The sequence below is a fragment of the Allobosea sp. TAB14 genome, assembly GCF_052113865.1.
In the GTDB taxonomy this organism is placed as follows: Bacteria; Pseudomonadota; Alphaproteobacteria; order Rhizobiales; family Beijerinckiaceae; genus Allobosea; species Allobosea spartocytisi.
This window is the reverse complement of record NZ_JBFRDQ010000021.1, coordinates 1-12,759: the sequence shown is the minus strand read 5'-3', so window position 1 is coordinate 12,759 and position 12,759 is coordinate 1. Positions and strand designations below refer to the sequence as shown.

Sequence of the window (12,759 nt, the reverse complement as noted above, 5' to 3'; positions counted from 1 at the left end):
TAATCGCGGCGGGTGAGCCAGAAAAACCCTCTCTTTGCGAATGACCGCCCTGCGCCTTGCAACCCGCGCCTTGATGGTGCCGCCTTTGCGTGGCCTTCGGGGCCCGCGACACGTCGCGCCGCTTCACCACCCACCGCTAAAAAAAGCGCGGTCGGCTTCACCGACGATTAACCAACACGGCGCTTTATCGGAGAAGAACGTAGTTTGGGTTCTCCCAGCATGGCCGGACGCATCGTCACGCGCCGCGCATCCCGTTGCCTCGGGGTGTGGCGGAACGAGCATGCGCGCCTGTCGAGGCCGGGCGTGGCGTTGGCGTATCGAGAGTGCGGGCAATGAGCTATGGCAGACATGCGCGGCGGAGCGGGGCGCCCCATCTGCGTCTTCGGCGGCGTCGTCGCCCCATCGGCCGGACCCTGTTCTGGGCGGCCGCGCTCTGCCTCGGAGCGATGACGGGCTTCCGCTTGCTCGATCATGTCGCGCCGCATGATCCCAGCGTCGATGTTGCCGCCAACGACAAGAAAACCGCCATCTCCCAGGTGATCAGGCCACCTGCGCCGGAGCGCCTCGCCGGAACGACCACCGAGCGGGCCTATGGCGGCCTGCTCGATCCGCATTTCGCCGGCACGACCCCGACCCCGCTCGCGCAGAGCCGGCCAGTCGGCTCCGCGATGCGCCTGGCCGCGGTGCCGGAAGCGCTCGATCTGCCGGATTCGGGTTCGGTTCTGCCGCTGCCGTCGCAGGCGCCCGTGAGCCTGGCCGAAAAGGCGCCGCTGCCGGCGTCGCGTCCCTCGGAGCTGATCGCGTCCGTTCCGCCCGAGACGGCCTCGCAGGAGATCGCCGGCCTCGCTGCCGCTCCGTTCCCCGTGCCGCGTCCGGCCGAGCTGGTGCCGCCGCCTGCCGAGGCCCAGCCGCCGCGCCTGGCGCAGCAGCCGGTGACATCGGCCCGCCGCAGCCGTGTCGCTGTCGCCACACCTGCGCCGACGCCTGAGGACAACCGCAATTTCTTCGAGAAGCTCTTCGGCGTGCAGAAGCAACAGCCGGCGGGCACGGCGCTGGCCTATGCCGCGCCGCAGGATGACGTCGTCGACCGCGGTCGCGTCGCGCGCCTCAGCCCCTCGGCCGGCACGCCGCCGCGCACAGCCGAGGCCGGCACCGCGATCTACGATATCAGCGCCAAGATGGTCTACATGCCCAATGGCGAGCGGCTCGAGGCCCATTCCGGCCTGGGCGAGATGATGGACGATCCCAGTTACGCCCATGTCCGCATGAAGGGCGTCACCCCGCCGCACACCTACACGCTGACCGAGCGCGAGGCGCTGTTCCATGGCGTGCGCGCCATCCGGCTCAATCCGGTCGGCGGCTCGGGCGCGATCCACGGCCGCGCCGGTCTCCTCGCCCACACCTATCTGCTCGGGCCACGCGGCGACTCGAACGGCTGCATCTCGTTCAAGGACTATGAGCGCTTCCTGCAGGCCTTCCTGCGCGGCGAGGTGAGACGGATCGTGGTGGTCGCGAGCCTGTGACGGAAGCACGCCGTCATTAGGGGCATGTCACAAGCATGAGCCCGGAACGACCCGTGGTCCGGGTAAAGCCAGCAAGCTCTAGCGCCGTTGCGAACGGTTCCCGATCCACAGCACGGCGCCTGTGACCATCAGAACGCAGCCCAGGAAGAAGGGCGGGATGAACAGGCTGAGCGCCTCGGTATCCTCCCAGCGCAGGCGGAAGTTCTTGCAGCCTCCGCAGGCGTAGGCGTTGAGCCAGACCCAGCCCGCGAAGGTCACGGAGCAGACGAGTGCCCCGAGACCTGCAAATAACCAGCTCGCCAGACGCATGACCGCGCTGTCTCTCGCGAAAGCGAGCGGCCTCAGCCGCTTGCCGTCTTGGCCTTGGCGGGAGCCTTCGTGGCTGCAGCCTTCTTGGCCGGCGCCTTCTTCGCGGCGGGCTTTTTCGCCGGTGCCTTGGCCTTTGCCGCAGCACCCGCGGCCTTCGCCTTGCCCTTGGCGCCGCCTTTCGCCTCGGCCTTGGCGTTCGCCAGCTCGATGGCCTGCTCCAGCGTGATGCCCTCCGCAGTCATCGTCTTGGGCAGTGTCGCGAAGATCTTGCCCCAGGCGACATAGGGGCCGTATTTGCCGGCCTTCACTTCCAGCGCGCCGCCGGCGGGATGATCGCCGAGCGCCCGTCCCGGTGTCGATGCCCGGCCGCCGCGCCCACCGCCGCTCTCCTTGGCGACGATCAGGTCGATGGCGCGGTTGGCGCCGAGTTCGAGCACATCGTCGCCCTTGTCGATATTGGCGTAGGTCTTGCCGTGCTGCACGTAAGGCCCGTAGCGGCCGATGCCGACGAGGATCGGCTCGCCGCTTTCGGGGTGCCGCGCCACCTCACGCGGCAGGGAGAGCAGGGCGAGTGCCTTATCCAGCGTCACGCTGGCCGGGCTCATGCCCTTGGGCAGGCTGGAGCGCTTCGGCTTCTCGCCCTCGCCGAGCTGGATATAGGGGCCGAAGCGGCCGTCGCGCATTGTGACCTCGAGGCTCGTCACCGGATCGGTGCCGAGGATGCGCACGCCGGGTGCGCCCTGGCCGCCCTCGGCCGAGGCCTCGCCATCGGCGGCGGGCACGGAGAGGGGCCGCGTATAGCGGCATTCCGGATAGTTCGAGCAGCCGACGAAGGCGCCGAACTTGCCGAGCTTGAGCGAAAGCTGGCCGTTGCCGCAGGTCGGGCAGATCCGCGGGTCGGAACCGTCGGCCTTCTGCGGGAAGATATAGTCGCCGAGGACGCCGTTCAGCGCCTCCAGCACGTCGCCGACGCGCAGATCCTTGGTCTCGCCGATGGAGGCGGTGAATTCCTCCCAGAACTCGCGCAGCAGCGCCTTCCAGTCGATCTCGGCGTTGGAGACGCGGTCGAGCTTCTCTTCCAGGTTCGCCGTGAAGTCGAACTCGACATAGCGCTTGAAGAAGCTCTCCAGGAACGAGGTCACCAGCATGCCCTTGTCCTCGGGCACGAGGCGCTTCTTCTCGATGCGGACATATTCGCGGTCGCGCAGGGTCGAGAGCGTCGCGGCATAGGTCGAGGGCCGGCCGATGCCGAGCTCTTCCATGCGCTTGACCAGGCTCGCTTCCGAGAAGCGCGGCGGCGGCTCGGTGAAATGCTGGTCGGCGGCGATGGCGCGCTTCTCCAGCCTGTCCGCCGCCTTCATCGCCGGCAGCTTCTTGGAGTCCTCGTCCTCCTCGTCGTCGCGGCTTTCCTGATAGAGCGTCAGGAAGCCGTCGAAGAGCACGACCTGGCCGGAGGCGCGCAGCTCCAGATTGCGGGCGCCGACCTTGGCGGCGATGTCGACCGTGGTGCGTTCCATCTCGGCCGATTCCATCTGGCTCGCGATGGTGCGCTTCCAGATCARCTCGTAGAGYTTSGCCTGTTCSGGCTCGAGATGRCGCAYGACCWKCGCYGGCAGSCGGCCGAGATCRGTCGGGCGGATGGCCTCGTGRGCTTCCTGCGCGTTCTTGGCCTTGACCGTGTATTTGCGCGGCACGCTCGGCACGTAGCGGTCGCCGAATTCCTTACCGATGACGCTGCGCGCGGCGGTGATGGCCGAGCCGTCCATGTCGACGCCGTCGGTTCGCATATAGGTGATGAGGCCGACCGTCTCGCCACCGATATCGACGCCCTCATAGAGGCGCTGGGCGAGCTGCATGGTCCGGGCCGGGGCGAGACCCAGCTTGCGCGAGGCTTCCTGCTGCAGCGTCGAGGTCTGGAAGGGCGGGTAGGGGTGGCGCTTGACCGGCTTGGCCTCGACCTCGGTCACGGTGAAGAGCGCGGTTTCCAGGGCCTCCTTGAAGGCCTTGGCCTCCTCGGCATTGCCGATGTCGAGCCTTGCGATCTTCTTGCCGTCGGCGCCGACGAGACGGGCCTCGAAGGTCTGACCGGATTCGGTCGCGAGCGTCGCGACGAGCGACCAGTATTCGCGGGCCCGGAACGCTTCGATCTCGCGCTCGCGGTCGCAGACCAGGCGCAGCGCCACGGACTGGACGCGCCCGGCCGAGCGGGCGCCCGGCAGCTTGCGCCACAGCACCGGCGAAAGGGTGAAGCCGACGAGGTAGTCGAGCGCGCGGCGGGCCAGATAGGCATCGACCAGCGCCTGGTCGATCGCGCGGGGATTGGCCAGCGCCTTCTGCACGGCGTCCTTGGTGACGGCGTTGAAGGTGACGCGCTCGACGGGGATGCCCTTGAGCACGCGCTTCTGGTTCAGGGCCTCCAGCACATGCCAGGAGATCGCCTCGCCCTCGCGATCCGGGTCGGTGGCGAGGATCAGCTTCTCGGCGCCCTTCACGGCGCGCGCGATCTCGGCGACCTGCTTGGCGCCGCGCCCCTCGATCTCCCACTTCATCGCGAAATCATTGTCGGGCTCGACCGAGCCGTCCTTGGCCGGCAGGTCGCGAATATGCCCGAACGAGGCGATGACCTCGTAGTCGGAGCCGAGATATTTGTTGATCGTCTTGGCCTTGGCCGGCGACTCGACGACGAGGAGCTTCATGGTTTTCGTGTCTCGATGACAGCCCTGATCAGAGCGCGGAACCGGCCGTAACGGACGGGTCCGCGACCCGCAAGACCTGTGCGGTTCGGAATTGCGCGCGAAAGTGGTTCAGCGGGCGAGCCGTGTCAAACGCCGATTGCGCTTTCCGGGATGGGGGAGAGCGTTTAGGGCCTTCCACGGGGTAGCACCCGTCACATGGGGAGAAGAGCGTGTCGTCGCAAGCACAGATCAAGCGCATGACGGCGCTGGACATCCGCAGCCGCAAGGCGGCTGAGCCGATCGTCTCGCTGACGGCCTATACCGCGCCGATGGCGGCGCTGGCCGACCGCCATTGCGATTTCCTGCTCGTCGGGGACTCGCTGGGCATGGTCGTGCACGGCCTCGACAGCACCGTGCCGGTGACGCTGGAGATGATGATCCTGCACGGGCAGGCGGTCATGCGCGGCTCCCGTCGCGCGCTGATCGTCGTCGACATGCCCTTCGGCAGCTATGAGGAGAGCCCGGAGCAAGCCTTCCGCAACGCCGCCCGCATCATGCAGGAGACCGGCTGCGGGGCGGTGAAGCTCGAAGGCGGGCAGCGCATGGCCAGGACCATCGCCTTCCTCGTCGAGCGCGGCATTCCGGTGATGGCCCATGTCGGCTTGACGCCGCAGGCGGTCAATGTGCTCGGCGGCTTCAAGGCGCAGGGGCGTAACCGGGCCGAATGGCCGGCGATCATCGCCGATGCCGAGGCGGTGACGGCGGCAGGCGCCTTCGCCGTGGTGCTGGAGGCGGTGGCCGAGCCGCTCGCGGCGGAGATCACCGCCAGGATCGCGATCCCGACCATCGGCATCGGCGCCTCCGCCGCCTGCGACGGGCAGGTGCTCGTGCTCGACGACATGCTCGGCCTGACCGGGCGCGTGCCGAAATTCGTCAAGCTCTTTGGCAATCTCGCCGAGGGGGTCGACAAGGCCGTGGCGGATTACGCCGCCGAGGTTCGAGCCCGACGCTTTCCCGGACCCGAGCAGGTTTATGCCGTGAAGGAAGGCTGAGGCGCGCTCAGGCCTGCGCTGCCAGAAGCCGGTCGATGAAGCCCTCGGTCGAGGCGCCCTCGATCCAGCGCAGCACCGCGACGATGTCGCGCTCCGGCTCGATCCAGATCACGTTGCTGCCGGCGCCCAGCGCCGTGAACGCGGTCTGAGGAACGCCCGGCCGCGCCGCCGGGCCGCGCGCCAGCCACCAGAGATAGCCGTAGTTGCCGAGCGTGGGGGAGGGCGTCAGCGAGCGTTCGATCCAGCTGCGGGAAACGAGCTGCCGGCCGTTCCACTCGCCCTTGCGGCCGATCAGCAGGCCGAAGCGGGCATGGTCGCGGGCGCCGATGAAGAGCCCGCCGCCCCAATGCCCGCCGCCGGGCACGGACTGGATGCGCCGGCCATCGATCTCGACGAAGGACGAGCTGTAGCCCTCCCATCGCCAGTCGGGCGAGGCGCCGACCGGGTCCATGATCCGCTCGCGCAGCACCTCCGGCAGCGGCCGGCGGAAAAGCTGGAGCAGGGCATAGGCGAGGACGTTCACCCGCACGTCGTTATATTCGTAGAAGGAGCCGGGCTGCCTGAGCTCGCGGCGCTGGCCCTTGCGGCTGTTGTCGGCGCCGGGGCCGATCTGGCGGTTGTGATCGACCTGATCGGATTTCCCGAAGATCTCGCCTTGCCATTCGCTCGATTGCTGCAGCAGGTGCCGCCAGGTGATCTGGCCGTTATGCGGCCCGGCGAAAGCGGGATCATCCACGCTTTTGCCGATGGGTTCCTCGACATCGCGGATCAGCCCGTCGTCGAAGGCGACGCCGGCGAGCACCGAAAGATAGCTTTTCGCAATCGAGAAGGTCATGTCGGTGCGGCCGGTGTCGCCCCATTCGGCGGCGATGCGTCCGCCTTTCAGAATCAGCCCGGCCGGGCCGCCGCGCTCGCGCACCGGGCCGACGATCTCGGTCCAGGGGCCGGTCTCGTTCCACTCGACATTCCCGACATAGGAGCCGTCCGGATAATAGAGGCTGCGCGGCCAGGGGCTCTCATGGCCTTGCGCGAAAGTGACGGCCTCGCCGAGCCGCCCGGCATCGAAGCCGGCCTCGGCCGGGGCGATGGTCTGCCAATCGGCTCCGTGAGGCGCCGGAACATGAGCGGTCGTGGAAGCGGACAAGGCGAATTCCTTCGGCAAACGCAGGCAGCGGACGGATCGGCTTCTGACCTAGCGCCAATCGCAGGCAAGCTCCACCGCTGCGCGCGGCATAGCGGTCTTTCCTGTTCGGAGCGGCTTGCACCTCGGGCGAGTCGCGCCTAAACAGCCTGCTTCAAATGACATCGCCAGCGCCGCTCTATCCGCACCGCCACCTGCTCGGCATCGAGGGGTTGTCCCATCTCGACATCGAGGGCCTGTTGGACCGGGCCGAGGACTATGTCGCGCTGTCCCGGCAGGTCGAGAAGAAGGCGGCGACCTTGCGCGGCCGCACCCAGATCAACCTGTTCTTCGAGCCTTCGACCCGCACGCAGGCCTCCTTCGAGCTCGCCGGCAAGCGGCTCGGCGCCGACGTCATGAACATGTCGGTCGCCTCCTCCTCGGTGAAGAAGGGCGAGACGCTGATCGACACCGCCGCGACGCTCAACGCCATGCGGCCCGACATCATTGTCGTGCGCCACCATGCCGCCGGCGCGGTCAACCTGCTCGCCCGCAAGGTAGGCTGCTCGGTGGTCAACGCCGGCGACGGCGCCCATGAGCATCCGACCCAGGCCCTGCTCGACGCCCTGACCATCCGCCGCAACAAGGGCCGCATCCAGGGGCTGACGGTGGCGATCTGCGGCGACATCCTGCATTCGCGCGTCGCCCGCTCCAACATCATCCTGCTGAATGCATTAGGTGCAAAAGTCCGGCTGATCGCGCCGACGACGCTGCTGCCGCCGGGCATCGAGCGCATGGGCGTCGAACTCTTCACCGACATGAACAAGGGGCTCGAAGGCGCTGACATCGTGATGATGTTGCGCCTCCAGCTCGAACGCATGCATGGCGCCTTCGTGCCGTCCCCGAAGGAGTATTTCCGCTATTACGGGCTCGACCGCGAGAAACTGGAACGTGCCGCGCCCGATGCGCTGGTGATGCATCCCGGCCCGATGAACCGCGGCGTCGAGATCTCCTCGGAGGTGGCCGACGGTGCCCAGTCGCTGATCCGGGAGCAGGTCGAGATGGGCGTCGCCGTCCGCATGGCGGTGCTCGACGCGCTCGCACAGCACCTGCCGAATGTCTGAGGCCGATGGACGGAGCTCTCGCCTGGCTGCTTCGAACGATGCGCCGGGTGCGGTTCGTCTTCGTCGGGCTCTATCTCGTGGTCGCGGCCGGCTATCTCTGGGCCGATCCGCACGCCGGCTGGACCTGGTTCATCGTCCTGGCCGGTGCAGGGCTCTGTCTGCTGTTCTGGGGGCTCGTCGCCTTCTGGAGCTTCGTCTTTACGCGCCGGCTGGATGCTGACGGCCGCAATGGAACGGATCATGGCTGAAACGCAGGACATCGCAGCGCAGGACATCGCGATCGTCAACGCCCGGCTGGTCGATCCGGCCACGGGTCGCGAAGGGGCGGGTTCGGTCCTGCTGCGCGATGGCGCCATCGCGGCCGTGGAATGGGGCGCGGCGCCGGCGACGGGMGAGAGCGTCCGCCGCATCGATGCGAAGGGACTGGTGCTGACGCCCGGCCTCGTCGATCTGCGCGCCTTCCTCGGTGAGCCCGGCGCGGAGTTCCGCGAGACGCTCGGCTCTGGCTCGCATGCGGCGGCTGCCGGCGGCGTCACCACCGTCGTCTGCCGGCCGGACACCGATCCGCCGATCGACGACCCCGCGATCATCGACTTCCTGAAGCGCCGCGCCCGCGACAAGGCGATCGTCAACGTGCTGCCCTGCGCCGCCCTGACCAAGGGGCTGGAAGGCCGGGAGATCACCGAATTCGGCCTGCTGCTCGAAGCCGGCGCGGTCGCTTTCTGCGACGGCGCCCGGGCGCTGCGCAATCCGCAGGTCATGCGCCGCGCCATGATCTACGCCGGCAATTTCGACGCGCTGATCATGAACCATGTCGAGGATCCCGAGCTGCGCGGTTCCGGCGTGATGAACGAGGGYGAGTTCGCCAGCCGCAAGGGCCTGCCGGGCATTCCGRYCGARGCCGAGACSGTSATGCTGGAGCGSGATMTSCGCCTSGCSCGSGCSACCGGCGCSCGYTACCACGCSGCGATGATCTCCTGCGCSGAATCSGYCGAGCTAGTGCGCCGGGCSAAGSMSGAYGGCGTGCGSRTCACSTGCGGCGTCTCGATCAACAAYCTSACGCTAAACGAGAACGACGTCGGCGACTACCGCACCTTCTGCAAGGTCTCGCCGCCGCTGCGGTCCGAGGATGAGCGCCTCGCCATGGTCGCGGCGCTGGCCGAGGGCGTGATCGACGTCATCGTCTCCGACCACGATCCGCAGGATGTCGAGACCAAGCGCCAGCCCTTCGCCGAGGCGGCCGACGGCGCGCTCGGCATCGAGACCATGCTGGCGGCCGCGCTGCGCATGGTGCAGTCGGAGCAGATCGGCCTGTCCGCGCTACTGGCCGCCCTCTCGACGCGCCCTGCCGGGCTGCTCGGGCTTGGCGGCGGCAGGCTCGCTGCGGGCGCCCCGGCCGATCTCATCCTGCTCGACCCCGATGCGCCCTTCGTCGTCGACAAACGCAAGCTGAAATCCCGCGCCAAGAACTCGCCCTTCGACGAGGCGCGGCTTCAGGGCATCGTGCAGACGACCTTCGTCGGCGGGCGGGCTGTTTACGAGCTCGGGCCGGGCTGAATACCTGTTTGGGAGCCTGAGCCCTCATCCTGAGGAGCCATTCCCAAAGGAATGGCGTCTCGAAGGATGTTCCAGAAGGCTCCGGCGCAATCTGGAGCATCCTTCGAGACGCAGCCTACGGCTGCTCCTCAGGATGAGGGCTCAGGGTTTGGACGGAGTCACCAATGTGCTGCGCACCGGCAACAAGAAGCTCGCGGCGGCGACGCTTGTCGGTGACATGCTCAAGGGCACGGTGGCCGTCCTCGTCGCCTGGCACTGGCTCGGCGGGCCGCAGGCGGCGCTGGCCGCCGCGGTCTGCGCCTTTCTCGGCCATCTCTTCCCGGTCTGGATCGGCTTCAAGGGCGGCAAGGGTGTCGCGACCTATCTCGGCGTGCTGATCGGCCTCAATGGCTGGATCGCGCTCGCCTTTGCCGCGATCTGGCTCTGCGTGGCCTGGCTCTCGCGCTATTCCTCGCTCGCGGCGCTGACGGCGAGCGTGCTGACGCCGCTGCTGCTCTGGTTTGCCGCAGGGATGCATCAGGCGGCGGCGGTGATGGCCGTCCTCACCCTCCTGCTCTGGATCATGCACCGGGCCAATATCGCCCGGCTGTTGGCCGGCAGCGAAGGCAAGATCGGCCAGAAGGGCTGATGGCATGGCTGCTGGCATCGTCCTCTCCGATCGCCAGCGCCTCGATTGGCTGAGGCTGATCCGCAGCGACGGCATCGGGCCGCGCAGCTTTCGTTCTCTCACGAACCGCTTCGGCGGTGCCGGCCCTGCGCTGGAGGCATTGCCCGACCTCGCGCGGCAGGCCGGCCGCAACATCCGCATCTTTCCGGAGGCCGAAGCCGAGCGCGAGATGGATGGGTTGCACCGTCTCGGCGGCCGCTTCGTCGCGCTGGGCGAGGCCGACTATCCGCTGCCCCTGCGAGCGATCGATTCCGCGCCGCCGCTCGTCGCGATACGCGGAGAATTCCCGAAACTGCCGGCGGTGGCGCTGGTCGGCTCGCGCAACGCCTCGGCTGCGGGATTGACCTTCACCCGCCGGCTGGCGCGCGAGATCGGGGAGGCGGGCTTCGCCATCGTCTCCGGCCTCGCGCGCGGCATCGACACCGCCGCCCATCAGGCGAGCCTCGCGACGGGAACCATCGCCGTCCTGGCCGGCGGCCTCGACCGGATCTACCCGCCTCAGAATGGGGGGCTTGCCGAGCGCATCGCGGCCGAGGGAGCCCTCATCAGCGAGATGCCACTCGGCTACGAGCCGCGCGGCCGTGATTTTCCGCGCCGCAACCGCATCGTCTCGGGGCTCGCGCTCGGCACGGTCGTCGTCGAGGCGGCGCGCCGCTCCGGCTCGCTCATCACCGCACGCTTCGCCAATGAGCAGGGCAGGCAGGTCTTCGCCGTGCCGGGCTCGCCGCTCGACCCGCGGGCCGAGGGCGGTAACCATCTCATCCGCGAGGGCGCCACGCTCTGCGCGGAGGCCGCGCATGTCGTCGAGGCGCTGCGCCCCATGGTAGGGCGGCGGGACGACCTTTTCCACCAGCATCAGGCCATGCGGGAGGAGGCTGTGGCGAGCGCGGGCGAACCGCTCTGGGACGAGCTCGACCTGCCGGATGTGACGAAGCCGCCGGTCACCGAGGCGGCCGGAAGCGATCGCGATGGCTTTGCGCCCGCGCCGCCGGCCGGGACGGGCGAGGCGGACGATATCGGCTCGAACCTGCTCGGGCTGCTGAGCCCGACGCCGGTCGCTCTGGACGATCTGGTGCGCGCGAGCGGCTATCCGGCGCGGGATGTCGGGCGCGCGCTGATCGAACTGGAATTGACCGGAGCCGTGCTGCGGCATCCTGGAGGCGGCCTGTCGCGCGCGGGCGCCTGAGGGCTTCCCGCTTCGCTACAGGACTGGTCCGGATCAGGCGTCGAGCTTCCGCTCTGCGATCTGCTCGATCTGCGCCGAGGCCTCGATCCGCGCCATTTCGAGGAAATAGGACAGGGTGTCGAGCTTGGCGTTCCGGGCCATCCGGCGCAGCTCCGCCGTCATCCCCTCGATGAAACTCGCRGCCTCGAACGGCGAAAGCGGCCGTTCCGGCAACTCGGCTTCCTGTTCGGCATCGCTATACGCGGACCGGACCTTATCGACCGGATTCATCGCGGGCAGACTCCCTCATGGTTGGAGGCCAGTCGTTCACTGTCGCCGGCTCAACGCCAGTAATGCACTTATAGGGTGTATATGTAATTAAATACAAGTTTTAGGATATGGTTCCGCCCTGTGCTCGCATAAGGCGCCAGCCTTCGAGGCAAGAGGAAGAGAGCCGGTGTGATTGGGCGCTTTTCCTCCAAAATCGGCGGATTCTATCCCAGAAGAAGGACTGCCACCGGTATCGTGGCGAGCGCGAGCAGAGTCTGCAAGGTGGTGATCTCGGCCATGAGCGGCGCGTCTCCGCCGAGGTCCCGGGCCAGGAAATAAGCAGCCGTCGCCGTGGGCACGGCGCCCGCGATGATCGTCATCGTCAGGGCGGGGCCCGTCACGCCGAAAAGCCCGGCAAAGAGCCATGCCGCCAGCGGCATCGCGACGAGCTTGAGCAGAACCGCGACGCCATGCGCCAGGTTCGGTCGGGCCAGCCGCTTCAGGTCGAGCCCGGCCCCGACCACGAGCAGCCCGATCCCGAGCGAGGCGCGGCCGAGCACGTCGAGATAGCCGATGAAGGCCGTGGGCATGGCCCATTGCACCTGGTTGAGGGTGAGCCCCACCGCGGACGACCAGATGAAGGGGTTGTACAGGATCGAGCGGATGGTCGCGCTGGCGCTCATCGGCTTGCCATTGGCGAAGCGCGCCAGCACCAGCACGCAGATCACGTTGAGCAGCGGAATCATCGACGCCACCGCGATCGCCATCAGCGTCGCGCCGGTGCGGCCCTGCAACCCGGAGGCGAGGGCGAGCGCGACGAAGGTGTTCCAGCGCACCGAGCCCTGGAAGATCGAGGTGAAGGCCGGCCCGTCGATGCCGGCCCGCGCGAGCAGCGGGCGCGCCAGCAGCAACAGGGCCGCGACGCTGAGAATGGCGAGGACGAGGCTAAAGCCCATGGCCAGCACGGGCAGGTCGCCGAGATTGGCCATCGCCAGCGTGTAGATGACGACGGCCGGGAAGAGCACCTGATAGGTCAGCCGCTCGACGCCGATCCAATGTGCCGGCGAGACGATCTCGCGAACCTTGAGGAACCAGCCCGTCGCAATGACGAGGAAGACGGCGATCAGGCTGTCGAGCATGACGGGCGGGAACTCGTGGAAATGGCCGGAGGGAACAAAGGCTTCCATCACCGGTTGTGGAGTCGGATGGAAGACCGGCCTGTCCCTCCCATGGCAGGCGGATCGGGTTGTGGAGTCGGATGGAAGACCGGCCTGTCCCTCCCATGGCAGGCGGATCG

11 protein-coding genes and 1 pseudogene are annotated in these 12,759 nt (G+C 68.1%); 7 read left to right on the top strand and 5 right to left on the bottom strand.

What is annotated here, in order from left to right:
• The first annotated feature begins 332 nt into the window (after positions 1-332).
• Positions 333-1,523 carry a DUF2778 domain-containing protein gene (locus tag AB4Y99_RS05080; RefSeq protein WP_441522594.1) on the top strand — a complete coding sequence of 397 codons (1,191 nt, stop codon included), beginning with the start codon at positions 333-335 and terminating at the stop codon, positions 1,521-1,523.
• A 78-nt stretch (positions 1,524-1,601) separates the two neighbouring features.
• Here the strand turns inward: AB4Y99_RS05080 and AB4Y99_RS05075 are convergent, their stop codons facing one another.
• Positions 1,602-1,832: a hypothetical protein gene (locus AB4Y99_RS05075; RefSeq protein WP_038368152.1), complete on the bottom strand. Its 231-nt coding sequence runs from the start codon at positions 1,830-1,832 to the stop codon at positions 1,602-1,604.
• 32 nt (positions 1,833-1,864) lie between these two features.
• Positions 1,865-4,528 carry a type I DNA topoisomerase gene (gene topA / locus AB4Y99_RS05070; protein ID WP_441522593.1) on the bottom strand — a complete coding sequence of 888 codons (2,664 nt, stop codon included), beginning with the start codon at positions 4,526-4,528 and terminating at the stop codon, positions 1,865-1,867.
• Between the two features lie 209 nt (positions 4,529-4,737).
• On the opposite strand from topA, the gene panB reads away from it, so the two are divergent.
• Positions 4,738-5,559, top strand: a complete 822-nt coding sequence (gene panB / locus AB4Y99_RS05065) for a 3-methyl-2-oxobutanoate hydroxymethyltransferase (protein WP_370954152.1) — start codon at positions 4,738-4,740, stop codon at positions 5,557-5,559.
• Between the two features lie 7 nt (positions 5,560-5,566).
• Here the strand turns inward: panB and AB4Y99_RS05060 are convergent, their stop codons facing one another.
• Positions 5,567-6,703 carry a serine hydrolase domain-containing protein gene (locus AB4Y99_RS05060; RefSeq protein ID WP_441522592.1) on the bottom strand — a complete coding sequence of 379 codons (1,137 nt, stop codon included), beginning with the start codon at positions 6,701-6,703 and terminating at the stop codon, positions 5,567-5,569.
• 155 nt (positions 6,704-6,858) lie between these two features.
• Between AB4Y99_RS05060 and AB4Y99_RS05055 the strand changes: the two genes are divergently transcribed.
• From AB4Y99_RS05055 to dprA, 5 genes and pseudogenes are all read left to right on the top strand, one after another.
• Positions 6,859-7,803, top strand: coding sequence for an aspartate carbamoyltransferase catalytic subunit (locus AB4Y99_RS05055; protein WP_038368145.1), 945 nt, complete (start codon positions 6,859-6,861; stop codon positions 7,801-7,803).
• A gap of 5 nt (positions 7,804-7,808) precedes the next feature.
• A complete protein-coding gene (locus AB4Y99_RS05050; RefSeq protein WP_112761924.1) occupies positions 7,809-8,051 on the top strand; it encodes a hypothetical protein in 243 nt (80 codons plus the stop codon).
• Positions 8,044-9,360, top strand: a complete 1,317-nt coding sequence (gene pyrC / locus AB4Y99_RS05045; RefSeq protein WP_441522591.1) for a dihydroorotase — start codon at positions 8,044-8,046, stop codon at positions 9,358-9,360. The genes AB4Y99_RS05050 and pyrC overlap by 8 nt, the downstream gene beginning before the upstream one ends.
• A gap of 127 nt (positions 9,361-9,487) precedes the next feature.
• Positions 9,488-9,988, top strand: a pseudogene (locus tag AB4Y99_RS05040) (glycerol-3-phosphate acyltransferase); the annotation flags it as partial.
• A gap of 4 nt (positions 9,989-9,992) precedes the next feature.
• Entirely contained in the window at positions 9,993-11,213 is a 1,221-nt protein-coding gene (dprA, locus tag AB4Y99_RS05035) for a DNA-processing protein DprA (protein ID WP_441522590.1), read from the top strand.
• Positions 11,214-11,246: 33 nt separating this feature from the next.
• Here dprA and AB4Y99_RS05030 read toward each other — a convergent pair whose 3' ends face one another.
• Together AB4Y99_RS05030 and AB4Y99_RS05025 are read right to left on the bottom strand one after the other, a co-directional pair.
• The gene (locus AB4Y99_RS05030; protein WP_112761926.1) at positions 11,247-11,483 is read right to left on the bottom strand and encodes a hypothetical protein; all 237 of its coding nucleotides are present in this window, start codon (positions 11,481-11,483) and stop codon (positions 11,247-11,249) included.
• Between the two features lie 203 nt (positions 11,484-11,686).
• Positions 11,687-12,649, bottom strand: a complete 963-nt coding sequence (locus AB4Y99_RS05025; protein ID WP_211200529.1) for an AEC family transporter — start codon at positions 12,647-12,649, stop codon at positions 11,687-11,689.
• Positions 12,650-12,759 lie beyond the last annotated feature (110 nt).